Origin of the sequence: Peptoniphilus vaginalis (assembly GCF_900176605.1) — a bacterium.
GTDB lineage: Bacteria > Bacillota > Clostridia > Tissierellales > Peptoniphilaceae > Peptoniphilus_A > Peptoniphilus_A vaginalis.
Genome location: NZ_FXLP01000003.1, coordinates 32,290 through 57,462, shown reverse-complemented (window position 1 = coordinate 57,462; position 25,173 = coordinate 32,290). Strand labels below are relative to the sequence as shown.

The window sequence follows — 25,173 nt, the reverse complement described above, 5'->3', positions numbered from 1 at the left end:
GACGAGATGAAGAGACCTTTAAGTAATAAGATAGATGAAGTAAAAAATAAAATATCCTTTGGGATGCCAGGTCACAAGGGAAAAGAATTTTTTGACTTGGATATAAAAAGAGACTTGACAGAAATTTATGGAACAGACAACTTGCTCAATCCATCGGGAGTCATTGAGGACCTCCACAAAGAAATTAGTAAGGTCTTTGGCTCAAAGGAATCTTTTATTACAAGTAATGGGTCAACGGGAGCTCTTCACATTGCAATGTCAATGGCAACTAGACCTGGGGATGAGGTTTTGATCCAAAGAAACACTCACAAGTCTATTTACAATGGTCTTCTACTTAATGACTTAGACCCAATTTATTTGAATACAATTTACGACAAAAATCGTGCCATGTATTTTGGCATTGACTTAGATGAACTTAGAGAAAAAATAGAGGCTAACAATATTGCCGCCTGCGTCTTGGTTTCTCCAAACTATTTTGGCGGAATTTTGAGACTAAGGGAGATAATTGAAATCTTGCACGAGAAGAATATTCCAGTAATTGTTGATGAGGCCCACGGTGCCCACCTTTATTTTTCAGACTTAAAAAAATTTTCTGCCCTTGATGCAGGTGCAGACCTTGTAATAAATTCAACCCACAAGATGATTCCATCTCTTACCCAAGCTGCCCTTATCCACAGGGGGACAGACAGGTTCACTCACCAGGACCTCTTGAAGTATGTAAATATTTATAACACTACTTCACCATCCTACTTGGTCATGCTTTCAATTGAAGCAGGACTAGACTATATGGATAGGGAAGGAAGAAGTGAATTAGTAAAGAGATGTAAAGAAATAGAAAATCTTAAAGAAGCAATAGGGTATGACCTAGACCTAAGTCATGAGTCTATTATTGCCAAGGACCCCATGAAGTTTTTATTTAGGATACCTGGTATGACAGGAGAAGAAGTTGTCGAGGACTTTATTTTAAATAAGGACATAAGGCTTGAGATGGGAGACCTTTACTATGCCCTTGGAATTATTTCTCCAATTAATACAAGTAAGGAATTAGAGAGCCTTAAAGAAGCAATTTTATCCTATGAAGCTGGGGCTTACAAAAAAATTATCCCACAAGATTTTCCTATCCCAGAGAAGAAGCTTTTACCAAGAGAGGCCTTCTTAAGCCCTGGAGAGAGAATTTCATATAAGGATGCAAAAGGCAGAATCTCCAAAGAAATTATTGGGGCCTACCCACCAGGAGTCCCCTTGGTGTCCTTTGGAGAAGTAATAAGTGAAGAAATAATTAATAAAATAGATAAATTTTTAGAAGAAGGAATAGAAGTCATTGGACTTTTAGAAGACGAGATTGAGGTAGTTAAATGAGCGCTTTTATAACATTTGAGGGTCCAGACGGATCTGGCAAGTCTACAATTTGCAACCTAGTGTATGATGAACTTATAAAAAATAATATAAAAACTATAAAGACTAGGGAGCCAGGTGGAACTAGGATTTCAGAAAAAATTAGGGACATAATCTTGGATAAGGACTTAAAGGAAATGGACATGAGGACAGAAGCCTTACTTTATTCTGCTTCAAGAGCCCAACATACTTATGAAAAAATTATTCCTGCCCTAGAGGAAGGGGTTACTGTCCTTTGCGAAAGATATGTCCTATCATCTCTTGCCTACCAAGGCCATGCAAGAGGACAAAAGTTAGAAGACATTAAGGCAATAAATGATTTTGCAACTGGTGGCAAAAAGCCAGACATTGTCTTTATATTTAGGACTAACAATTCTACTTTGACAAGGAAGGACCAAGCGTGCTACGACAGGTTAGAATGTGAGGGAGATGACTTCCACAAGAAGGTAAGGGACTACTACAATAGTTTAGAAAAAGAAGAAAATTATTATTTTATAGACGTAAATCAGACTATAGAAGAAGTCTTCGGTGACTGTATGAAGATTCTTAAAGAAAGGAAGATTTTGTGAAACTTGTAATCGCAATTGTCCAAGATGAGGACAGCGAAAATCTAATAAGAAGCCTCAATGAAAATAATTTTAAGGTTACTAAAATTAGTTCCACTGGTGGATTTTTAAAGGCTGGAAATGTCACTATCCTTTCAGGTATAGAAGATGAAGAGCTTGACAAGTTTATGGGCATCCTTGAAGAAAACTCTAAGACAAGAGAAGTAAAGAGGACTATCCAACCAGTAAACATTCCTGGTCAAGCAATGATCCCAGTACCAATCACAGTTAAGGTTGGGGGAGCAACAATTTTTGTAACTGATGTAGTGGATTTCAAAAGGTTTTAGGTGATAATATGAAAATGATGATTGCAATAGTGCAAGAAAAATATACTGATGCACTTATAGATAGATTTTTAGATGAAGATATTTATGTAACAAGACTTTCTTCAACTGGGGGATTTTTTAAAGCTGGCAACACAACCCTTCTATTAGGTTGCAAGGAAAGTGAAATCGACAAGATTTATGAAATCTTTAAAGAAGAAACAGAAGCTGAAGATGTCCACATGGAAGAAGGGGACTTCAAGGTTTCTGGTGCTACAATTTTTGTAGTTGATTTGGAAGAATCAAAGAGAATTTAATGTTTTTAGAAAATAAATCCGTAATAAATAGCCTAGAGGGAGACCTCATCAACAAGTCCTATAGCCATGCCTATCTCTTTTCTGGCAGCAAGGGCATAGGTAAATTTTCTCATGCCAAAAATTTTTCCAGGGCAATACTAAGGGATGCCCCTGAAGGGATAAGATTTTTTAGTGGGATTGATGACTTTGAAGATGCAGACCTCTTTGTGGTGCAAAAAAAAGATGCAATAAAAAAACAAGATATAGAAGAAATAATCGAAAACTCATTTTCAAAACCCTTTTCTGGAAGCCACAAGATTGTCATTATTGATGACTTTGATAAGGTTACAGCTGAGGGACAGAATGCCCTTTTAAAAACTTTGGAAGAGCCCATGGACTACTTGATTTTAATTTTAATATCAAGCAATATGAGAAATATTCTTCCAACAATTATTTCAAGATGTAGGATTTTAAAATTTAAAGACCTGACCCAAGATAGGCTCGAAGAATTTTTGCTTTCAAGGGGGCTTTCTCCTAAGAATGCCAAACTCTTCTCTAGGCTTTCCAAGGGAGACGTGAGTCTTGCCATAAAATATTCTGAAAATCCTGAACTCCTCTCAAAGAGAGAAGATATAATAAATATGACTGACAGGATAATTAGAAAGACAGAATTTGTCTTTGATGAAATGAAGTTTTTTAAGGACAAGAAAGATGACTTCAATGACATTTTAAACTTTATGATAATTTGGTATCTGGACTTAGTTTATATGAAAACTGGCAGAGAAGACTTAGTAGTAAACCTAGACAAGTTAGACCTCTTGAAGCTCCAAGACCTTTCAATTGATAGGGCAATCCATTCTTATGATGCACTTATAAATGCCTTGGGACGCAAGGAAAAAAATGTGAATTTTGATTTAAATATAGAGAAGCTTTTAATAGATTTAGGGGGAGTTAGATGATAGAAATAGCTGGAGTAAGGTTCAAGAGAACCGGAAAAATCTATTACTTCGATCCCATTGATATAGATTTAAAAATTGGAGATTATGTAATTGTTGAAACTGTGAGGGGCCTTGAGTTTGGAGCAGTTGAACTTTTAAAAGAAGTGGAAGAGGAAAGCATAAAGGGAGAGCTTAAACCTGTACTTCGCCTTGCAAGTGATGAAGACAAGAATATCAATGTGGAAAATAGAAATAAGGCTAAGGAAGCGATAATAATATGCGACCAAAAGGTGGAAGAGCATGGACTTGATATGAAATTAATTTCTTGCGAATACACCTTTGACAGGTCAAAATTATTGTTTTACTTCACAGCTGATGGGAGGGTTGACTTTAGGGACCTTGTAAGGGACCTTGCGGCAATCTTTAAGACTAGAATAGAGCTTAGACAAATTGGAGTCCGTGATGAAGCTAAATTTGTTGGAGGGCTTGGATGTTGTGGCAGACCAACTTGCTGTTCAACTTTTTTAAGTGAGTTCTCGCCAGTTTCAATTAAGATGGCAAAGGACCAAAACTTAAGTCTCAACCCAACAAAAATTTCTGGAATTTGTGGCAGGCTTATGTGCTGCTTAAAATATGAACAAGATGGCTACGAGTGTATTAACAAGAGGATGCCAAGACTTGGAGAAATTGTAAAGACGGAAAGAGGAAAGGGTACAGTTGTATCAACTTACACAATACAAGAACTTGTAAAGGTTATGTTTGAAGTTGATGAAGAGAAGGAAACTGTCTATATGGAACTTTCCGAAGTCAAGAGGACACGTGAGTTTAATAAGTCCTTTATAGATGGATCAAAATCACTTAATGTTGAAGAGTACGACGAAAGAGAATTAGTAGAATTAGAGAGGGATTAGGGATAGGATAAGGTCTTATCCCCTTTGATATGAAAATAAATAATTTTTTAGTTAAATTATCCAATAAAATAAATAGTTTTTTTAAGAGACATTTTGGCAGGGCCAATGGCTTTGCCCTTATAATGGTGGCAATAATATCTTTGTTTTCAGCCACCTTTTTTTATTACTATATATCCGATTTTAATATTCCAAAGAGCTTGGCATTCTTAGGTCTATCAGTCCTATTTTATTTTGCCTATTTTGTTGTTTGGAAACTTTTAAAGATTGGCTTCTTACTTATAAAGAGGGTGAGGGCAAAGAACCTTGCCATCTACACCATACTCCTTTGGGGCTTGAAGTATTTTTATGACGAGTGTCTTTACTATGTGGACATAGATTATTTTGAAATAATTTTTATTGTCCTAGCCTTTATTGTTCTTGTGACTTTCTCAAAGTCCTTAATTTCCTTTACAAGGAACAAGAAAAAGTTGGCACTTTTATTTTTACTACCAAGTGGAATAATTTTGGGCGCTGCAATTTATTTTATGGTCTTTCCAGGTTTTGATTCTGGAGAAATTTATAAGTTTGATGGAGAAAAAAATAAAATTGCAGGCAAAAGTGAAAGGTATAAGGTTGAAGTCATTGATTATGAGGCCCAGCCAGTAGACCTAAGGGACTTTGTATCCTATTCGGGTAATACAAAAAAGATTAGGGACAAGTTCTTTGGAAAGGGGCTTAACAAGACAGAAGTCAAGGGAAGAATCTATGCACCCAAGGACTTAAAGAAGGCTCCAGTTTTATTTGTTGTACATGGCAACCACAGACTCACAACAAAAAACTATCTTGGCTATGACTACCTAGGTCATTACCTAGCCAAGAGGGGGATAGCCATGGTCTCTGTGGACATGAATATGCTAAATGGATTTATGAGCTTTGGACTCGGGAATGAAAATGATGCAAGGGCAGTCCTCCTACTTGAAAATATGGAAAATATTTTTAAGAGGAATAGGGTCAAGGACAGCGTCCTTTACAATAGGTTTGACAAGGACAATATTGCCCTAATGGGTCACTCAAGAGGTGGCGAGGCAGCAGCAATTGCTTACAACTTTAACGAACTCAAACTTCACCCAGACAATGGCAAGCTAACTCACAAGTATGACTTTGATATCAAGGGGATAATTACAGTTGCACCAACCTACAACCAATATCAACCAGGTGGAAAGGATTTAATTTTAAAAGATGTAGATTATTTTACCATTGGTGGAACAAATGATGCTGACGTAGATGGTTTCGAAGGTATGCTCCTCTATGACAATGTAGTTTTTTCTGGTGAAAAGGACAAGTTCAAGGCTGGACTTTATGTTGGCTATGCCAACCATGGCAACTTCAATAAACTTTGGGGAGACTTTGACTCTGACCCAGGCGAGGGATTTTTCTTAAACAGGAAGGAACTATTAGATGGTGAGAAACAAAGAGAAATTCTTTCAGCTTACACCTTAAACTTCTTGGAAAATGTCTTTGGCAAAACCTACAACAGAGAAATCTTTAAGGAAGGACCTTATAATTATAGGGACCTTCCAGAGACAAATTACTACACTCGATATATGGATTCGGATTTCATAAAGTTAGCAGACTTTGAAGAGGACTACGACATCACTACAACATCTTTCCCTGGTGGAATCATAAACTTTTCTAACTTGGCAAAAATTTATGAAGACAGTCACGAATATGGAGAAAAAAATTCAAAGACGACAGGGGTTTTTATTGATGCCAATAAAAATTCAAATTACGCTTTAAGGTTCACAGAAAAAATTCCAAGTGGCAGATTTTTACAATTTGATATGGAAAATTTAAACTTTGAAGATATTGGAGGAGATATTGACTTAGAAATCCAAGACACTTGGGGGAATACTTCGACCCTAAGCCTTAGTGATTATAAAAAGCTTATACCAATGACAAAATCTCACCTCTATAAAGCTGATTATCTTGAAGATGATTACTATAAGAGGTTTGTACCTCAAACCCTTATAATCCCACTAAGAGACTTTAAAAACAAAAACAACAATTTGAATTTAGATGAGATAAACAAGATTGAGTTTAAATTCAAGGATAATATAAAAGGTTCTATAGATAATCTAGGGATTTTAAAATAAATTGTTTAGAAATATATTTGTGGGGTAACATAAATTTAAAAGCAATAAGCTTATAAAGAAAATAAAAAACTGGGAGGTTTTTGATTATGGAAAGCAAATTAATAAAAGGACTAATTGACCAATACAATTTTGAAGTAGAATCAGGATATATTTATTATTCTATGGCAAACTATGTTAAAGATAAGGGCATGGACGGTTTCGCTCACTTCTTTGACAAACAAGCTGAAGAAGAACTTGAACACGCTGAAAAATTAAGACAATTTTTATTTGCAATTGATGTAAGACCTGATCTTGAAGGTATTAATAAACCAGAAACTGAATTTGGTACATTTACAGAAACATTCAAGACTGCATTAGAACACGAAAAAGAAGTTACAAAGAGAATTAACAATCTTTACGATCTTTCAGTAAAGGAAAATGACCACAGAGTTACTTCACTTCTACAATGGTATGTTGACGAACAAGTTGAAGAAGAAGATCACTTCAGAGGACTTATCGAAAGACTTGAAAGAATTAACGAAAGCTGGTCTGGACTTTATATCTTCGATGCAGAACTTGGAAGAAGATAATTTAAAATTTATTTTTGGAGATACCCTTAAGGGGTATCTTTTTTTATATTAAATTTTAAAAGCTCTTGACTTGGTCACAAGGGACAGGCTTATCCTATACTCGGAGGTGGACTATGAAAAGAAATGAAGTAGAAAAAATTACTGGGCTCACAAGAAAGGCGATTTTATATTACGAGGATAAGGGACTCATAAGACCCCACAAGGGAGAAAATAATTACAGGACTTACTCCCAAGATGATGCAGATAGGCTTTTGCAAATTTCCATTTACAGGAAGTTAGGTCTTAGTATTTCTGAAATAAAAAATATTTTATCTTCTAAGGAAAAAGAATTTGGAAGTATTTTAAGAGACCGTCAATATAAACTTGAACTTGAAGAGAGCAAGAAGGAATTGTTGGAAAAATTAATTAAATCTCAGGACTTTGAAGAAATTTCTAAAGAACTTGAAAATTTAGAAAAGGAAGAGAGCCTTTATGAAAGGCTGTCAAGAATTTTTCCTGGATACTTTGGTCACATCTTCTTTATGTCCTACAAGTCCTTCTTGGGTGACAAGCTAGGCAAAGATCAAGAACCTGCCTTCCACGAACTCGTAAAAATTTTGGACTCTCTAGAAGAAATTAACTTTACAGAAGATGAGAAGGCATATATTGAAAAGCTAACTAGTGACTTTGACTTAGAAACTTTAGAAGTAGTCAATCAAGAAAAAATCCAAGCTGTATATAATTATGATGACTGGATGGAGGCCAACAAAGAAAAGGTCCAAGCCTATGAAGCTTTTAAGGAGAGTGAGGACTACAAGTCTAGCCAAGTCAAAAAAATTGCTGACAAGCTCCGAGCTTATATGGTGGATAATAATTATTATGACTTGGTCATCCCTTTAATGAGGAAGATTTCCCCTTCCTATGATGATTATTATAATAAACTTTTGGAAGCCAACGAAAAATTTTTAAGTGAGAGAAATAAATAATTAAAGAAATGATGAATTGCAAATAATATTGCGACACCTAAATTAAACTAAGTTCATGTAAAAATAATTCAAATGGAGTTTGATAATTTAGACATTTCCTAGGTCTGCTGTTAAGCTCCATTAAATTTTTAATAAGATCTTCTTCAGATATCTCTGCTAAATCTGTCTTTTTAGGATAATATTCTCTCAATAGACCATTTGAATTTTCATTACTTCCTCTTTGCCATGCTGAATATGGGTCAGCAAAGTAAAAGTCTATCCCAAGCTTTTCAACTTCATCATAGCAAGCAAATTCTTTTCCTCTATCTGATGTAAAACTTTTTAAGGCTTCTTTTGGAAGTGATTTAACAAGTTTATTGATTGCTTCAAACATTGAATCTTTGTTTCTATCTTTCATTGGTAATGCTATATAAAACCTTGTTTTTCTTTCAACAAATGTTGCTAAGCACCCTTTGCTTTTTCCTCTAGAAGACACAACTGTATCAAGTTCCCAGTCTTGTGCCCCTTGGGTATGTCCGAAGGAAACCCTATACTTTATGTTTTTTGGTCTTTTTCTTATAGATGTACCTATGTTAAATTTTCCTCTTGTTTCTTTGCTTTTTCTAGACTTACCTTTTCTTCTTAATCTTGAAATATCAAAATCTATTACTCCAGAATAAATCCAGTTATATATTGTTTTAAAGCTTAATATTCCTTTATAAAGGCAACCTACAATTTGCTCAGGTGACCATTTAGAATTAAGCTTTTCTTTGATATTTTCTAATATTTCATAAGTTACTTTAGTTTTTCTTCCTTTTAATGATGATTTAGATTCTTTATCTCTTTCTGCTAGGTCAGCTTCGTATTCAGTATCACATCTTTTAAGCTCTCTAGCTATTGTGGAATGATGACATCCTAAAATTTTCGCTATTCTTCTAGAAGAATAGCCCTCTTTGTACGCTTTAGCATGAATAAACCACCAGCTATGCTGGTGGTAGGAAAATAAGCTTTAGCTTCAAGCAAAAAACCTCCCGTGATAAACTATTAATGTTACTGGCAGTAGCATAAATAGAAAAGGGAGGTATCCTAAAATGGATAAAAATAGTTTATCACATACATCCTGGAATTGTAAGTATCATGTAGTATTTGCTCCAAAATACAGAAGGCAAGTAATATATGGAAGATTAAAACAAGATATAGGAAAAATATTAAGGGATTTATGTGATAGAAAAGGAATAAATATAATAGAAGCGGAATGTTGTCCAGACCACATTCATATGCTGTTGGAAATCCCACCAAAATACAGCATATCTCAAACAATGGGATATTTAAAAGGTAAAAGTAGTCTAATAATATTTGATAGGCATGCGAATTTAAAATACAAATATGGGAATAGACACTTTTGGTGTAGAGGATATTATGTAGACACAGCAGGAAAGAATGCGAAAAAGATACAATAATATATAAAAAATCAATTAAAAGAAGATTACATGGCAGATCAAATAAGCATTAAAGAATTTGTAGACCCGTTTACGGGTGAGCAAGTAAACAAAAGCAAAAAATAAGGTGCTTTAGCACCAGATGTGAAAATTGGTGCACGAGAAAGAAAGTTCAAAGCATGGAATGCTGCCGGTAACAGCCCCTTATAGGGGCAAAACAAACCACCGGCTTAGCCGGTGGTTATGATTGTTTAATACCTCTATCTTATTTCTTTCGTTTATTGTAAGATGTTTATAGCTCATATTAACCTCCGTGTGTGTTTTTGTCGTTATTAACATTTTACACGAAGTTAGTATGAGTTTTTATTTTTTATTTGTGTCGCATTTAATTTTACAACTTATTAAATAAAAAATTTTATTAATTAAGAATTTGAAATCCTGTTTCATAAAAATGAAATGGGATTTTTTTATAAAAATTTAAATTAATAGCAAATAAAATTTTTAGCTTTTTACTTGAATTCTAGAGCAAAGGAGGGAATATAAGGCCACAAAGATAAGGTTAACTATAAAAAATATATAGTTGACAAATAAAAAGTAAAATGTTAACTTATTTAAAGTAATTTATTTACTAATAAAATTTTTGGAGGTTAATGTGAAAAATTTAAAAGCGAGAGACCTAGTGATGTGTTCACTTTTTGTTGCACTTATTATTGTGGGAACTTTTATTAAGGTGCCCATACCAGTTTTGCCCTTTACCCTACAACTTTTATTTACCATGTTGGCAGGGCTTTTGTTGGGACCAGAACTTGGTGCTACAGCAGTTGTTGTTTACATAGTCTTAGGCCTTATGGGTCTACCAGTATTTACTGAGGGCGGCGGCCTTGCCTATATATTTAAGCCAAGCTTTGGTTACATAATAGGCTTTGCAGTTGGTGCTTATGTCACAGGAAAGATTGCAAACAAGGATAAGAAACCTGATATGAAGAGACTTCTTAAGGCAAATTTTGCTGGTCTTGCCATAGTTTATAGCTTTGGCATGATTTATTACTATTTAATCAGCAATTTTTATCTTGCATCACCAATTGGAGTTAAGGCAATTATAATTTATTGCTTCTTACTTGCAATCCCAGGAGACATTGTTTTGTGCTTCTTAGGAGCCTTCCTTGGCAAGAGATTAATTCCAATTATAAATAAGTCTTATAATTAAAGGAGAAGAAATGAGTAAGAATATTTTTGTAACAGGAACGGGAACTGAAATAGGAAAGACCTATGTGGCAGGACTTCTTGTTAAGAAGCTTCACGAGGCAGGAGAAAAATCTGCCTACTATAAGGCTGCTATGAGTGGCAACGAAAGAGACCAAGAGGGCAAGCTCATACCAGGCGATGCAAAGTTTGTAAAAGACTTTGGATCTATTGACCAGCCTCTTGAAGAAATGTGTCCCTATGTTTATGAGAAGGCCTACTCTCCTCACTTGGCAGCACAAATCGAGGGCAATCCAGTAGACCTTGACAAGGTAGTGGAAAAATTTAGGGGCTTAGAGAAAAAGTACGACTACATTACTCTTGAAGGGTCTGGCGGGATTCTTTGCCCATTAAGGTTTGATGATGAAGAAATTTATTTAGAGGACTTTGTAAAGAAGGCAAAGCTTTCTTCTATTATTGTTGCCGATGCAGGTCTTGGAACTATAAACAATCTTGTCTTGACAGCCTTTTATATGAAGGAAAAGGGAATGAAGGTCAAGGGAATAATTTTTAACAACTTTATCCCTGGAGATGTGCTGCAAGAGGACAACATAAAAATGTGCGAGCACATGTCAGGCCTCAAAGTTCTAGCCTGTGTAAAGAAGGGCGACAAGGACTTGGATATAGATATTGATAAACTAAGAGAGATTTATGAATAGGAGCTACTATATAAAATGATTTGGTATCCATACGAACAGTTAAAGACTATGAAGCCACCCTATAAGATTGTAGATGCTAAGGGGGTTTACCTTTATACTGAGGACAAGAAAATGATTGACTCAGTTTCATCTTGGTGGTCTACAATCTATGGCTACAAAAATGAAAAGATAAATGAAGCCCTTATAGGGCAAGTGAAGAAGTTTTCTCATGTAATGTTGGGAGGATTAACACACGAGCCAGTAGAAAGACTCTCCAACCAATTAAAGGACTTCTTGCCAGGGGACTTGGACTATCCCTTCTTCTCTGATTCAGGATCTGTGGCAGTGGAAGTTGCCCTAAAGATGGCTCTTCAATACTATATGAACAAGGGAGAAAGTGGCAGGACCATGATACTTGCCTTGACTCATGCCTACCATGGAGATACCTTCAAGACTATGGAAGTTGGCGACGATGAAGACTACCATTTTGTCCTAGAAGCCTATGGCAAGAGCAAGTATGTGGTAAATATTCCAACAGAAATTGATGCCCTTGAAGATGCCTTTGAAAAATATGGGGACAAGTTAAACTCCTTTATAGTTGAACCACTTTTACAAGGGGCTGGCGGAATGAGGATGTATGACCTTTCTTTCTTAGAAAGAGCAAGGGAACTTTGCGATAAGCATAATGTCCTACTTATCTTTGACGAAGTCGCAACAGGCTTTGGAAGGACTGGCAACAGGTTTGTGGCAGACTTAGTCCTACCAGACATAATATGCTTGGGAAAGGCCCTTACAGGTGGTTACCTGGGCCATGCAGCTACAGTTGCAAGCAAGAAGGTCTTCGATGCCTTTTACGATGATGACCCAAGACATGCCCTTATGCATGGACCAACCTTCATGGGAAATCCCCTAGCCTGCACAGTGGCATCAAAGTGTCTTGAAATCTTCCAAGAAGAGGACTTTATGAGCAAGGTAAAGAGGATTGAAGAAGTTGAAAGAGAAGAGATGGAAGGCTTCACTCATGACAAGATTGAAGAAGTTAGGATCATGGGAGCTTGCGTCTGCATTGAAGTAAAGGATGGCAAGGACATAGAAGGCTTCCAAGAGTTCGCCTATGAAAGAGGAGTCTTTGCAAGGCCCTTTGTGAAATACATTTACTCAATGGTTCCCTATGTAATTAAGGAAGAGGAACTAAGAAAAGTAATGAGAACTATGAAAGAATGGTTTGAAAATAAATAAAATTTTGCCCTGAGCTTCAGGGCTTTTTCTTTTGGAGAAATTTAAGCTATAATTTACTTATAACAATTGGAAAGGAATAAAGATGATAAGGGCAATATTATTTGACAAGGATGGAACCCTCCTCCAGTTTACTGAAGGCTGGGTTGATTCCATTGTAGGATTTTTAGAAAATAAAATTTTAGATGACAAGAAGAAGAGAAAACTTTTCAAAGAAATTGGCATAAGGGAAGATGGCGGAGTAGAAGAAAATTCAATTTTATCTTCAGAAACTGCTATGGACCTGGCGATAATTTTTTCAAAGTATCTTGATGAAGACTTAGATGAAATCTATAAAGATCTAGACAACCACCTCTTGAATTATCTAAAGGCAAATAATAAATTCATAAGGGAAACCTGCGACTTAAGGAGTCTTTTTGAATCCTTAAGAGAGAGGGGGATCATCATAGGGATTTTTACATCAGATAATTATAGGCAGGTCAAGTATTCTATGGAATACTTGGGTCTTGATGTCTTTATAGATTTCTATGCAGCTGCAGATATTTATAAGAAGAAGCCCAACAAGGAGAGTCTTGAAGTTTTTAAAAAGAAGTATTCGCTAGAAGACAAGGAAATAATAATTGTTGGGGACTCAAGGGTTGATATGGTATTTGGTGAAGGCACCCTAAAGGTTGGGGTCCTTTGTGGTACTGGGTCAAGGGAAATGCTTGCCAAGTACACAGACAATATAATAGATGAGCCAAGCCAAGTCTTGAAATTTTTATAAGCTATAAGATATTTCTGCTATTGAAAACTTAAACAAAAAAGCCCGATGAATTTGGGCAAAAAAATAAGGGCTCCACGAGCCCTTTTATAATATTTAAATTTATTAAATAATTATTATTCTTCTTTTCCTTCAGTTTCAGAAACAGTAGGAACTTCTGCAGAAGCTTCTTCTGCGCCTTCAGCTGGTTCTTTTTCTTCTGTTGGTTCAACAAGAGTAGCAACAGCTTCATCAGCTTCAAGGTGTTCAATCTTGATGTTTTCGTTACCGAAAATGTCAAGGTCAGCAATAGTTTTAGTTTCACCAATTTGCATTTCAACAACATTTACAATAGCTTCTGATGGAAGATACTTTGGAAGACAAGTAACAGTAACTTCGTTTAGTACTTGAATTAATGAAGATGGTTGAACCTTAACTTCATCTCTACCTTCAAGAACGATAGGTACTTCAACAGAAATTTCTGTGTTCATGTCGATTTCATATAGGTCAAAGTGAACCATAGCATTTTTAATGTGGTGCATTTGAACTTCTTTGAAAAGAACAGAAGTATTTTCGCCATCAATTTCGACATCAAAAATGTTTGAATAACCTTCTTGTTCATAAGCCTTTAAAAGATCTTTTTCAAGGCCACTTACCATTCTTGCTTCCTTACCCTTTGAGTAAAGAACTCCTGGGACTTCACCATTAGCTCTTAGTTTATCAACCTTGTTTTTACCCTTAGCATCTCTTTTGTTTAAAACTAATTTCATATATACCTCCAAAAATTATTTTATAATACCTGAACCAAGACAAACATCGCCTTGATAAAAAACACACACTTGACCAGGTGTGACACCCTTAAGTGGTTTTTTCAGTTTAACAACATATTTATCATTTTGTTTTTCCAATGTGGCAGCCTGATCACTGGCCCTGTATCTTATTTTAACAGATAAATCCACTGGAAGAGAAGGATTTTCTGTAATCCAGAAAATATCTTCAACTTCAAACTCATCCCTATAAAGAACGGGGTTGTTAATCCCTTGAGCCACAATTAAAAGATTGTTTTTTAAATCCTTATCAGCAACAAAGAAGGGTTCTCCACTTCCAATGCCACCAATACCAATCCCACGCCTTTGACCAATGGTGTAGTGCATAAGACCGGAATGCTCTCCCAATACCTTGCCCTTTTCGTCCACAATTTTACCAGGCTTAGTAAATAGGAATTGATCTAAAAACTCATTGAAATCTCTTTCACCAATGAAACAGATTCCAGTAGAATCCTTCTTAGAAGCAGTTGAGAGTTCATATTTTTCTGCGATGCGCCTTACTTCATCCTTAGTTAAATCACCAACAGGGAAGAGAGTTTTTTCAAGTGCTTCCGACTTAACTCTTGATAAAAAGTAGGACTGGTCCTTATTATTATCTAAACCCTTTAAGAGGTAAGTCTTGCCATCGACTTTTTTAGTCCTAGCATAGTGACCCATAGCAATATAATCAGCATCAAAATCCATTGCGTAGTCAAGGAAGGCCTTGAATTTAATTTCAGTATTGCACATAACATCTGGATTTGGAGTTCTGCCTTTTTTATATTCACTTAGAAAATAAGAAAAAACCCTATCTCTATATTCTTTTTCAAAGTTGACAGTAAAATATTTAATGCCAAGTTGAGAGCATACAGAGACAACATCTATATAATCTTCTCGAGCAGTGCACATGCCATCATCTTCTGCCCAGTTCCTCATAAAGACAGCTGTAACATCATAGCCAGCCTCTTTTAAGAGAATTGCAGAAACAGATGAATCCACACCGCCACTCATTCCAAGAATGACTTTTTTCTTTTCTTGCATCAATACCTCCAATCCACTCAATAACAATACATAATTATACAATAGTTGCTTGGAAAAATCCACCTTTATTTAAGAAAATACAAGTTTGTAAGACATTTGAAGAGAAAATAAAAAATTTTTATTTCGAAAATTAGTCCATAAAAATTCTTGTCCTTTTTTAAAAATTTTATAAAAAATATTTTGAAGAAAAATTAAAAATAATAGAGAAATTTTATTGACAAAATTTTTTCTATGGAGTAAAATTATAGATTTATTTGACAGACATAGCTTTTTAATGTATAATTAATTAATATTAAAGCTCTGGAAGGAATGGGTGTCGAATGAATCAAATGCAAATTATCAAGAGAGAACTTGAGAACCACATAGGAAAGAAAGTTATTGTGAGAGCCAACAAGGGCAGAAAAAAAATCGTAACAAGGAAGGGAATCCTAAAGGCAACTTACCCAAGTCTTTTTGTACTTGAGGTTTTTAATGGAGAAGAATTAGTAACTGCAAGCTACACTTATTCAGACGTATTGACATCGACAGTTCAAGTTACAGTTTTAGATGAAGAAGTTGCTTATAAAGATGCAAAAATGATATCATAAAATCTTTTATATATTTAGATTTGTGGCAGGTGTTAAGGCACCTGTTTTTAGTACCATAAATAGTGTAAGAAAGGAAGTAATTCCTATCTTGCACTATTTTTGTATAATGAAGAAGTAGTATGACGAGGCTGTTTTAGGGTTTAAACATCCGCCATAAAAACTGTCAACTACCTTTTCATTATTCATATTCGGTTAAGCAGGTTGGGCAAAGCGCCCGTGTCACAAGCTAAAATGAGTGTAATGGTGCAGGTAGAAACTACAAAATAAAAAGAAAGAAGGAAAAAATATGATATCTGTAGGAATAGACATATCAAAAGAGAAAATAACAGTTTGTGCATTAGAACAAGGAAGCAAAATAATTTGGAAACCCTTCGATGTTTCTCTAAACAAAACAGAAATAGAAAAATTAATAGAGAAACTAGAAAAATTAAAAGAAGAAATAAAAATAACAATGGAAGCAACAGGAAAATATCATCTACCAATACTTTATGAATTAAAAGATAGAGGCTACTTTGTAACAGTAATAAATCCATTAAAAATGAAACAATTCTGTAGAGCATTAAACTTTAGGAAAGCAAAAAATGACAAGATAGATGCAAAACAAATAGCAGAATATGGACTAATGTATTGGAAAGAATTAGAAGAATACAAAATAGATAAAGAGAACTACAGAGTCCTAAAAGAATTAAACAGAAACTACCAACATTATATGAATCTAAGAATCAATCAAATGAACTACATAGATCAAACAATACATCAAACATTTCCAGGAATAAAAAAACTAATACCACATAATTCAGGAGACTTTTCAAAAGACAAACTATTAGACTTTCTAGAAAAATGGTGGCATAAAGACCTAATAATAGAAAACACAGAAGAAGAATTTGTAGAAGAATACAAAACTTGGGCAAAAGAAAAGAGATACCATCCAAATGTAAACAAAGCAAAAGCCATTTACAAAATAGCAGAAGATAGTATCTCAACACAACCTTCCCATAACTCAAAAATAGAAACGAATATCAGAGAAGGAATAAACCTGATAAAACAAATAAATCAGATTCTAAAAAATATTTTATCACAAATGATAGAAATATCCGAGCCCCTAGAAGAATATCAAGAAGCAAAAAAATTTTCAGGCATATCAGAAAAATTAGCAGTACAAATAGTAGCAGAACTTGGAGACCTAAGAAAATTTAAAAATAAAAAAAGCCTAATATCCTTCATAGGAATAGACGCACCACCATACGAATCAGGAAACTTTAAAGCAGATCAAAGAAAAATAAGCAAAAGAGGAAATGCAATACTAAGAAAAGTAGGCTATCAAGCCATGAAATGTATGATGAGTTCGAAAAATCCAGAAAACGAAATATATAATTACATGATAAAAAAAGAAAAAGAAGGAAAAGCCAAAAAAGTTTGTAAATTTGCAGGATTAAACAAATTCTTAAGAATCTACTATGCAAGAGTTATGGAATCAAAAGCCCAGAAACAAGAATTAAAAGTAGCATAAGATTTAGAATAACACTAAAAAGCAAGCCGATTGATTACACTCGGTTTGTTTGCCATGCGCTAATTTAATTACTCAAACAATCAAATAACCTGAAATTAATTTCAGGTTAAGCTTGACTTTTGTTAGCAGGTTTTTATTACAGAAATTTATTTTATCCTAGCTAATCCTTACGAAGCTTATAATTTATTTTTATTAACTCATAAGACCCTATGAAGTCATAAATTTTAATGAGTTTATATTTTTTTATTAAGTTATAAAAACTTGTGAGCCCATAAGTTTTTATAAGTTAGTGAGCTTTTATTAACTTGTATAAAATTAGAAAATTAAAAAAAGAAATGACAGAGTAGATTTTTGAAGTTTTTATTTGGATTGAGAGTATAAAAATTTGCTTTAATGAAATAAGATGCAAGTAGAAGTTGCCAAAGTAAACTAAAGATTTTTTATTATATAGAAGTGTGTAAGAAGTGAATTAAAAATTAAAAAATTGTAATAAAAAAGCCACCCCTAAGGGTGGCAAAAATTTTATAAATTATTCACTTGCATAGTTATCGAAGTAACCTTGGATAAAGATGACTGGAGTACCCTTGTCACCTGATCCACTTGTAAGGTCACAAAGACTTCCAAGTAAGTCAGTGATTCTTCTAGGAGTAGTTCCAAGTGTTTCGTCTTTTCCAACAAGGTCTTTTTGCTTGTGAGAAATTTTTTCTTTCATTGCAGCAGTTGCGTGTTCAGTGTCCATATCCTTTAAGTCAGTGTCTGCAATGTATTTGATTTTAAGTTCGCTTGGTTGACCAGCAAGTCCATCAGTGTGGGCAGGTGATACAACTGGGTCTGCAAGTTCCCAAATTTTTCCAACTGGATCCTTGAAGGCACCGTCGCCATAAATCATAACTTCTACTTGCTTATTGTATTTTTCAATTAGTTTCTTTTGAACTTCTTTTACAAAAGTTTCTCCATTTCTTGGGAATAGCTTTAATCTAGTGTCAGATGCAAAGTTTGATCCAAGTAGACCAAATTCTTGATTGTAGCCACTTCCATTAATGGATTCATTTAATATATCGTCAAGACCAAGAACAACTTTTGCTCCTTCGTCTTTTAAAAGTCTCTTTATTGAAAATCTTGTGTGAGTTGATCCAATAAGAACTTCATCTGTGTAATTTAGAATAGTCTTAGGATCATTTGAGAAGTGAATGTCGCAGTTGCCACCACAAATTTCCTTATAAAGAGTTACATAATCAATACCTGTAAATTCGTGTTTAACTTCTTCACCAAAGATTCTTCTGTAATCTTTTTCTTCTAAGACATCTGTGAATGGGTTGATCTTCGCTTCATAAAGAAGGCTTGGATCCATTAGTGAATTTCCAACTTCATCAGATGGGTAGGAGAAAAGAAAATGTATTTTCTTTCCTGACTTTGCAATACCCCTTAGGATTGTTGAAAATCTGTTACGGCTAAGAATTGGGAATACTATTCCAATTTCCTTGTCGAACTTTTTGTTAATGTCTTCTGCTATGTCATCAATAGTAACATAGTTGTTTTGTGCTCTTGCAACTAAAGATTCTGTTACTGCAACAATATCCTTGTCTCTCACAGAAATATTTTCTGATTCAAGAGCCTTTCCTAGGGAATCAACGACAATATCGACTAGATTGTCTCCACTTTTTACAATAGGTGTACGGATTCCACGTACTACTGTACCAATGTATCTTTGCATAATTCCTCCTACATTTAAATAAACTACTTTTTTACTTCAAAATTATACACGATGGATAATAAAATGTAAAATATTTTTTTAAAAAATTTCAAAAAAATTTTTAAAGACTTTAAAAATATTATTATTTCAAGGCTTTGTTGGGGAAATTAATAAATTCACTGTACATCTGTAACCACTTTGTAATATAATTGATTAAGATTATAGAAAGGTGTTTTTATGATAAAATTTGAAAATATTTATAAGGAATACAACAATGGTGTCGCTGCACTATCAAATGTAAATATTGAAGTGCCACGTGGCGATTTTGTTTTCTTAGTTGGGCCATCAGGTGCAGGGAAGTCTACTATGATAAAACTTCTTATAAGAGAAGAAAAAGCTAATCGTGGAAAAATTTTTATTGGCGATGATGAAATAACTAAAATTTCAAAATATATGATTCCTAAACTTAGGAGAAATATTTCTGTTGTCTTCCAAGACTTTAGACTTTTAGAAAAGAAAACTGTTTTTGAGAATGTGGCCTTTGCCCTAGAAATTCTTGGAGAGTCAAAAAAAGAAATAAATAAAAAAGTTGAGTACGCTCTTGACCTTGTTAACTTAAGCGACAAGGTAAAGAATTATCCTTCTGAGCTATCTGGTGGAGAGTCACAAAGGGTTGCCATTGCAAGAGCAATTGTAAATGATGCTCGCTATTTAGTTTGTGATGAGCCAACAGGTAATCTTGATGAGTCAACTGCTTGGGATATTATGACTGCCTTAAAAAATATTAATGATGCAGGGAAAACTATTATAATGGCTACTCACGCAGTTAATATTGTAGACAAGTTTAATAAAAGGGTAGTGACCCTAGACCATGGTGCTATTGTTTCTGATATAAGGGAAGGAGGTTACTATGAAGGTAATAAGACAGTTCTCTAATCTTGTTAGAGAAGCCTTCTCAAGTTTGTGGAGAAATAAGACTATGTCCTTTACTTCTGTAATTTCCATTACAGCAATGCTTACACTTTTTGGTGTAGTTATGCTTATGATTTTGAATTTAAATGGACTGGTATTTCAAACTGGAGAAAAGTTAGACAAGGTTGTATTCTTCTTAAAGGACGATGCAAAGCCTAAGGATGTAAATGCTTTTATTGACAAGCTCGATGAAAATAAAAAGGTAAAAAAGGTTGCCTATGTTTCTAAGGAAGAAGCCCTAGAGGAATTCAAAGAAGGTTTTGGAGAAGACTCTTCAATCCTAGATAATATTCCTGGTGGGAACCCTCTACCAGCTTCTATAACTGTTGAGATGAAGGAGCTTTCCTATGGAAAGGAAATTGAAGACAAGTATAAGGACCTTCCAATTGTTGAAGACCACAACTATTACTATGACTTTGTAACTCAAATGATGAAAATCCAAAATGGAGTTAAGTATGTGGGAGCAGCAATTGTTCTAATCCTAGTTTTGATTTCTGTTTTAATTATTCACAACACAATTAAGATTGCTATTTCAAACAAGGAAAAGGAAATAAACATAATGAAGTATGTTGGGGCAACTAATACTTATATAAGGGGACCCTTCTTAATAAATGGAATTATTTTTGGAATTCTCGGTTCAGCCATATCAGGTTTCTTGACACTGAGACTTTATGGAATAATTTTTGAGAGGTTAAACCCACAACTCCATGATATTACAGGTGTAGATATGATAAGAGCTGCATCTGTTAGGATGGACTTATATATTGTATTTTTATGCATAGGTGTTGGAATTGGATTTTTTGGATCCTTATTCTCTACTAAAAAGTATTTAGATGTGTAGGTGAAAGAATGTATAGTAAGAAAAAGATTCTTGCAATTTGCCTGGCTGCTATAATGGCTACACCAAGTGCAAGTTTTGCCAAGAGCTCTAAGACTCTAACTATTGAAAAAAATAAAAAAATTGAACAAAAAAGAAAAATCAATTCAAAAATGAAGGAGCAAAAGACTAATATTTCTAACACAGAAACAGAAAAGGACTCCATTTCTGATGAGATTGAAACTTTAGATGCCAAGATTCTGGAGAAGTCTAACAAGATTCAATCACTTGAAAAAGAAATTAATAAACTCAACCAAGATATAGCTGAAAATCAAAAAAAAATGCAAGAGGCTCAGGCAAATCTTGAAGCAAATACGAAATCCCTAAGATCAAGATTAAGGGAAATGTATAAGAGAGGCAATATCACTTATATTGAAGTTTTGTTAAACTCTAAAGACATCGAAGAGTTACTTAGGAATAACGAAATTATTTCTTCTATAGCAAGAGCTGACAGAGAACTTATTGAGTTTATAAAGACTCAAATCGACACTATAAAAAACACTGAAGAAAGATTAAAAGTAGATAGAGAAAAACTTTCTGTTAGCAAGGCTGCTGTTGAATCTGAAAGACAAGGATATCAAGATGCAGTTAATGCAAAGAATGAGTATATGAAGGTTCTTGAAAAAAATATTGATGCCTATAAGCTAGAATATGAAAAGGCTCAATCAGATTGGCAAAATCTAGATCTAGAAATTTTAAAACTTCAAAAGGAAATTGAAGTTCAAAAGAAAAGGGAAAATGAGGCAAAGGCAAGAGCTCAAAGGGCTTCATCTAATAGGACAAATAGGGTTAACAGCAACATAAGTGTTGCATCAAGACCAAGAGATGGACAAGCATACACTTGGCCGGTGCCAGGTCATTACTCAATATCTTCACCTTTTGGTTACAGAAAGCATCCAATTCTCGGCTATTCTAAATTCCACTCAGGTATAGACATACCGGCACCAAGTGGAACGCCAATAGTTGCAGCTAAGTCAGGTACAGTAATTTTATCAAGACTTATGAGTGGCTATGGAAATGTAATAATGATAGACCATGGTGACACAGTAACAGTTTACGCTCACTGTTCTGCACTTAACAAGTCAGTAGGAGATTCTGTATCAGCAGGAGATGTTGTGGCCTTTATTGGTACAACAGGTTTATCAACAGGACCACATCTTCACTTTGAGGTTAGGGTTAATGGAACACCAGTAAATCCATTGGGATATGTATAATGAAAAAAAATAAATTTTTAAAAGTGGCAGCAGTTGTTATCTTAATTTTGACAACTGCTGTTGTTACTAGAATATACACAGTAAAAAGTATTTTAGCTACAAATGAAAATTTTGGAAAGGTAGTTTTACTTGAAAAGTATTTAAAGGAAAACTACCTCTACAATAAGGACATAAAAGAAGAAAATCTTGAGGCTGGAATTTTAAAGGGGCTAGTCGCAGGACTTGAAGATCCTTATTCACAATATCTCACAAAAGATGAGATGAAAAAATTGTCAGAGCAAACCACAGGCAAGTTCCAAGGCATTGGAGTTATAATTTCTCCTGCAGAAGATGGAACTGTAACAGTAGTTTCTCCTATAAAGGGTTCACCAGCTGATAGGGCTGGCATAGAGTCCGGCGACAAGATTTTAAAAATCAATGGCAAGGACTTCTCTGCAGACAAAATTGATCAGGCATCAAAGGAGATGCGTGGTGAGGTAGGTACAAGTGTCAAGATTTTAATTTTAAAGAAGAAAAATCTAAAGACAGAAGAAGTTGAGATCAAAAGAGAAGAGATAAAAATCGACTCTGTATTAAAAAATAAAATTGGAGACTATGGCTACATTGGTATAACAATGTTTGACGAAGAGACAGGTAAGGACTTCAAAAAAGTTTTAAGAGAACTCACTGATGAAGGCGTCAAGGGAATAGTCCTAGACATGAGGGGAAACCCTGGTGGAGTTGTGGACTCAGCCTATGAAATTGGAGATGCAATTCTTCCAAAGACAAACTTCGTAACCTTGAAGAACAACAAGGGAGAAGTCATAGAAGACTACAAAACTGACGACAAGTACAACGACATCAAGATGGTAGTCCTTGTTAACGAAGGGTCAGCTTCGGCATCAGAAATTTTGGCAGGAGCAATAAGCGACCTTCATAGGGCAAAAATTGTTGGTAAGAAAACCTATGGCAAGGGAGTAGTACAAAATGTAATAGCCTTGCCAGAAGGAGATGGATTAAAACTTACAACCTCAGAATACTTCACACCAAGTGGCGACTCAATAAATAAATTAGGAATAAAACCAGACGTAGAAGTAAACCTTCCAGAAAATGTTAAGGGAATTGGAGTAGACTATCTCAAAACAGATACACAACTTCAAAAGGCCCTAGAGATATTGAAGGAAAAATAAAATTTAAGAAGGATTAAAGCAGCCAGAGAAAGGCTGCTTTTTTCGTGAAAATTATTTTAAAAAGGGTTTTATAATTTTTATTTTCTGATAAAGTTTTTATTTTTAAATTAGTTTTTGTAAAGCAGAGCTTTACGAATCAATATTGGAGGGGCTTAGGGGCATCGTGAGGCCCCTTGCCCCTCCAAACCACCCCCTTCACCCCACGTACGTTGAGTCCAAAAAAATCGGTCATGCTAAATTTTCAAAACTCATTCGCTTCGCGAATTCAAACAGTTGAAAATTTTTAACGCATAACCGATTTTTTTGCTCATTAGATGCACTTGATTAGCTCGCGGCTTATGGGATAAGTTGTAATTCTTTATGAAGTGATTACATCTTATAACCTTGTAACTAATTATGAAGTTGTTGTTTCTTATGAAGTCATAGAAAATGATAACTTCACAAATAAATGTAAACTCATAAAAAGTTAAAGCTTAATAATTTTTGATTAGGCTTTATTTTTTTGTAACTTTATATGCAGTTGTGAGCTTGGCAATAGTGCCCAACTTGTTGAAGGCTTATGAGTTTGTAAAGTTTGCCAATAAATCGCAAGCTAATAAGGCAGTAAGCAAAAATTTCGGAGACGTTAAAAAATTTCAATGTTTGAGCGATGCGAGTTGACATGACCTAACCCAATTTGCGTAGCAAATTGATGGTAGGTCAGTTCGCAAATTGGAGCTTGCGACAATTTGTGTTCTACTGCAAAAAAAAGATGTCTGCCGCTCGGGGTTGGTGACAAAGGCCCCTGCCAGGTCGTTGAAGGTGTTGGGGGGGGGGTGGCCCGGAGGGGGATGCCACACAGGCACAGGCAAGGGCGAACGAATAAGCCACTCGTGCCCGAATGGGTATAAGTCCCCTCCAAGAGAAGAATTAAAACTTTAGGTTTTAGAAAAAATTAGTTAAAGATAAAATTTTTTAAAGAAATGTAAAAGCTTTAGCTTTTAAAGACATTTTTAAAACTTTTTCTTTTCCCCTCTTTCAATGTTATAATTGACTTAGTATTTAATTGAGGTGTTCTATGTTATTTGATATAAATGAAAATTTGGGAGATTTTTTCTACTATGAGCCTATGAAGAACCACACTTCTTTTTGTGTTGGCGGTCCTGCTAAGCTTCTCATTAAGCCTAATGATGAAGTGGCTCTTGTGGAAATTTTAAAATCTATTAAAAAAAATAATTACAAATATTATATTCTTGGCAACTGCACTAACATCATTGTAAGGGACAAGGGTTTTGACGGTATTATCATCAAGCTTAAAAACAAGTTAAATGATGTTAAAAAAGTTTCTGATAAGGAAATTTATGCAGGAACTGGTGCAAGTATGAAAAAAATCAGCGAGTTTGCCATGGAAAATTCCCTTACAGGTCTTGAGTTTGCTCACGGTATTCCAGGCTCTCTTGGTGGTGCCATTGTTATGAATGCTGGTGCCTATGACGGAGAGATTAAAAATGTTGTAAAGAGCGTGAGACTTCTTGATGAAGATTTAAAGGTTATTGAAGTTCCTGGTGATGAGATGAACTTTTCTTACAGGCATTCTCTTGTCCAAGAGAGGGACTTAATTGTCCTTGGTGCGACCTTCTCTCTTGAAGATGGAGATAAGAATGAAATAAGAGAAAAGTATGAGGACTTTGACCAAAGAAGGGCTGACAAGCAACCTCTTGATATGCCTTCTGCTGGTTCGACTTTTAAGAGACCTACAGGTTATTTTGCTGGGAAATTAATTGATGATTCTGGCCTAAGAGGCTTTACCCACAAGGGGGCTGGCATTAGCGAAAAGCACTGTGGCTTCGTTGTAAATAAGAATAAGGCTACAGCCCAAGATGTACTTGAAACTATTGAAATAGTTCAAAAAGTTGTTCATGATAAGTTTGGCGTGACTTTGGAGAGAGAAGTTAAAATTATTGGTGACTAAGTG

Annotated in this window: 24 protein-coding genes and 1 pseudogene; 21 read left to right on the top strand and 4 right to left on the bottom strand. The window is 34.8% G+C overall.

Going from position 1 to position 25,173, the window contains the following annotated elements; translation table 11 throughout:
- Positions 1-6 precede the first annotated feature (6 nt).
- The 9 genes from CAN42_RS01005 to CAN42_RS00965 all read left to right on the top strand — a co-directional run bounded on the left by CAN42_RS01005 (position 7) and on the right by CAN42_RS00965 (position 8,074).
- A complete protein-coding gene (locus CAN42_RS01005; protein WP_085875162.1) occupies positions 7-1,359 on the top strand; it encodes an aminotransferase class I/II-fold pyridoxal phosphate-dependent enzyme in 1,353 nt (450 codons plus the stop codon).
- Positions 1,356-1,964 (top strand): dTMP kinase, encoded by a 609-nt coding sequence (gene tmk / locus CAN42_RS01000; protein ID WP_085875161.1) that lies wholly within the window; start codon positions 1,356-1,358, stop codon positions 1,962-1,964. The genes CAN42_RS01005 and tmk overlap by 4 nt, the downstream gene beginning before the upstream one ends.
- Positions 1,961-2,287 (top strand): cyclic-di-AMP receptor, encoded by a 327-nt coding sequence (locus CAN42_RS00995; protein ID WP_062571767.1) that lies wholly within the window; start codon positions 1,961-1,963, stop codon positions 2,285-2,287. Before tmk ends, CAN42_RS00995 begins: the two co-directional genes overlap by 4 nt.
- A gap of 8 nt (positions 2,288-2,295) precedes the next feature.
- Positions 2,296-2,580, top strand: a complete 285-nt coding sequence (locus tag CAN42_RS00990; RefSeq protein ID WP_062571766.1) for a cyclic-di-AMP receptor — start codon at positions 2,296-2,298, stop codon at positions 2,578-2,580.
- Positions 2,580-3,518 carry a DNA polymerase III subunit gene (locus CAN42_RS00985; RefSeq protein WP_085875160.1) on the top strand — a complete coding sequence of 313 codons (939 nt, stop codon included), beginning with the start codon at positions 2,580-2,582 and terminating at the stop codon, positions 3,516-3,518. The genes CAN42_RS00990 and CAN42_RS00985 overlap by 1 nt, the downstream gene beginning before the upstream one ends.
- The gene (locus CAN42_RS00980) at positions 3,515-4,408 is read left to right on the top strand and encodes a PSP1 domain-containing protein (RefSeq protein WP_085875159.1); all 894 of its coding nucleotides are present in this window, start codon (positions 3,515-3,517) and stop codon (positions 4,406-4,408) included. Before CAN42_RS00985 ends, CAN42_RS00980 begins: the two co-directional genes overlap by 4 nt.
- 140 nt (positions 4,409-4,548) lie before the next feature.
- Positions 4,549-6,540, top strand: coding sequence for an alpha/beta hydrolase family protein (locus CAN42_RS00975; protein ID WP_245149822.1), 1,992 nt, complete (start codon positions 4,549-4,551; stop codon positions 6,538-6,540).
- 86 nt (positions 6,541-6,626) lie between these two features.
- Positions 6,627-7,109, top strand: coding sequence for a ferritin (locus CAN42_RS00970; protein ID WP_062571762.1), 483 nt, complete (start codon positions 6,627-6,629; stop codon positions 7,107-7,109).
- A 113-nt stretch (positions 7,110-7,222) separates the two neighbouring features.
- Complete coding sequence (locus CAN42_RS00965; protein WP_085875157.1) at positions 7,223-8,074, top strand: MerR family transcriptional regulator; 852 nt, start codon at positions 7,223-7,225, stop codon at positions 8,072-8,074.
- Positions 8,075-8,111: 37 nt separating this feature from the next.
- Here the strand turns inward: CAN42_RS00965 and CAN42_RS00960 are convergent, their stop codons facing one another.
- The gene (locus CAN42_RS00960) at positions 8,112-9,026 is read right to left on the bottom strand and encodes an IS30 family transposase (protein WP_085875156.1); all 915 of its coding nucleotides are present in this window, start codon (positions 9,024-9,026) and stop codon (positions 8,112-8,114) included.
- A gap of 118 nt (positions 9,027-9,144) precedes the next feature.
- Between CAN42_RS00960 and tnpA the strand changes: the two are divergent.
- The 5 genes and pseudogenes from tnpA (at position 9,145) to CAN42_RS00935 (ending at position 13,374) form a co-directional block, all read left to right on the top strand.
- Positions 9,145-9,618: pseudogene (gene tnpA, locus CAN42_RS00955) on the top strand (IS200/IS605 family transposase).
- A gap of 526 nt (positions 9,619-10,144) precedes the next feature.
- Positions 10,145-10,699: a biotin transporter BioY gene (locus CAN42_RS00950; RefSeq protein WP_062571760.1), complete on the top strand. Its 555-nt coding sequence runs from the start codon at positions 10,145-10,147 to the stop codon at positions 10,697-10,699.
- 10 nt (positions 10,700-10,709) lie between these two features.
- Complete coding sequence (bioD, locus tag CAN42_RS00945) at positions 10,710-11,393, top strand: dethiobiotin synthase (RefSeq protein ID WP_062571759.1); 684 nt, start codon at positions 10,710-10,712, stop codon at positions 11,391-11,393.
- Positions 11,394-11,408: 15 nt separating this feature from the next.
- Positions 11,409-12,611 carry an adenosylmethionine--8-amino-7-oxononanoate transaminase gene (gene bioA / locus CAN42_RS00940; protein ID WP_085875155.1) on the top strand — a complete coding sequence of 401 codons (1,203 nt, stop codon included), beginning with the start codon at positions 11,409-11,411 and terminating at the stop codon, positions 12,609-12,611.
- Positions 12,612-12,693: 82 nt separating this feature from the next.
- Positions 12,694-13,374 carry an HAD family hydrolase gene (locus CAN42_RS00935; RefSeq protein ID WP_085875154.1) on the top strand — a complete coding sequence of 227 codons (681 nt, stop codon included), beginning with the start codon at positions 12,694-12,696 and terminating at the stop codon, positions 13,372-13,374.
- A gap of 113 nt (positions 13,375-13,487) precedes the next feature.
- On the opposite strand, the gene CAN42_RS00930 is transcribed toward CAN42_RS00935, so the two are convergent.
- Entirely contained in the window at positions 13,488-14,120 is a 633-nt protein-coding gene (locus CAN42_RS00930) for a 50S ribosomal protein L25 (protein WP_085875153.1), read from the bottom strand.
- Between the two features lie 15 nt (positions 14,121-14,135).
- Positions 14,136-15,197 (bottom strand): tRNA 2-thiouridine(34) synthase MnmA, encoded by a 1,062-nt coding sequence (gene mnmA, locus CAN42_RS00925; RefSeq protein WP_062571755.1) that lies wholly within the window; start codon positions 15,195-15,197, stop codon positions 14,136-14,138.
- A 320-nt stretch (positions 15,198-15,517) separates the two neighbouring features.
- Here mnmA and CAN42_RS00920 point away from each other — a divergent pair, with 320 nt between their 5' ends.
- Together CAN42_RS00920 and CAN42_RS00915 are read left to right on the top strand one after the other, a co-directional pair.
- Positions 15,518-15,784, top strand: a complete 267-nt coding sequence (locus CAN42_RS00920) for a Veg family protein (RefSeq protein WP_062571754.1) — start codon at positions 15,518-15,520, stop codon at positions 15,782-15,784.
- Between the two features lie 286 nt (positions 15,785-16,070).
- Complete coding sequence (locus tag CAN42_RS00915) at positions 16,071-17,294, top strand: IS110 family RNA-guided transposase (RefSeq protein WP_085875082.1); 1,224 nt, start codon at positions 16,071-16,073, stop codon at positions 17,292-17,294.
- Positions 17,295-17,823: 529 nt separating this feature from the next.
- On the opposite strand, the gene CAN42_RS00910 is transcribed toward CAN42_RS00915, so the two are convergent.
- A complete protein-coding gene (locus CAN42_RS00910; protein ID WP_085875152.1) occupies positions 17,824-19,008 on the bottom strand; it encodes a coenzyme F420-0:L-glutamate ligase in 1,185 nt (394 codons plus the stop codon).
- A 216-nt stretch (positions 19,009-19,224) separates the two neighbouring features.
- On the opposite strand from CAN42_RS00910, the gene ftsE reads away from it, so the two are divergent.
- The 5 genes from ftsE to murB all read left to right on the top strand — a co-directional run bounded on the left by ftsE (position 19,225) and on the right by murB (position 25,170).
- The gene (ftsE, locus tag CAN42_RS00905; protein ID WP_062571752.1) at positions 19,225-19,923 is read left to right on the top strand and encodes a cell division ATP-binding protein FtsE; all 699 of its coding nucleotides are present in this window, start codon (positions 19,225-19,227) and stop codon (positions 19,921-19,923) included.
- Entirely contained in the window at positions 19,898-20,800 is a 903-nt protein-coding gene (gene ftsX, locus CAN42_RS00900; protein ID WP_085875151.1) for a permease-like cell division protein FtsX, read from the top strand. The genes ftsE and ftsX overlap by 26 nt, the downstream gene beginning before the upstream one ends.
- An 8-nt stretch (positions 20,801-20,808) precedes the next feature.
- Entirely contained in the window at positions 20,809-22,050 is a 1,242-nt protein-coding gene (locus tag CAN42_RS00895; RefSeq protein ID WP_085875150.1) for a murein hydrolase activator EnvC family protein, read from the top strand.
- Positions 22,050-23,219, top strand: a complete 1,170-nt coding sequence (locus CAN42_RS00890) for a S41 family peptidase (protein ID WP_085875149.1) — start codon at positions 22,050-22,052, stop codon at positions 23,217-23,219. Before CAN42_RS00895 ends, CAN42_RS00890 begins: the two co-directional genes overlap by 1 nt.
- Positions 23,220-24,276: 1,057 nt before the next feature.
- Entirely contained in the window at positions 24,277-25,170 is an 894-nt protein-coding gene (gene murB / locus CAN42_RS00885; RefSeq protein WP_085875148.1) for a UDP-N-acetylmuramate dehydrogenase, read from the top strand.
- Positions 25,171-25,173: the final 3 nt, after the last annotated feature.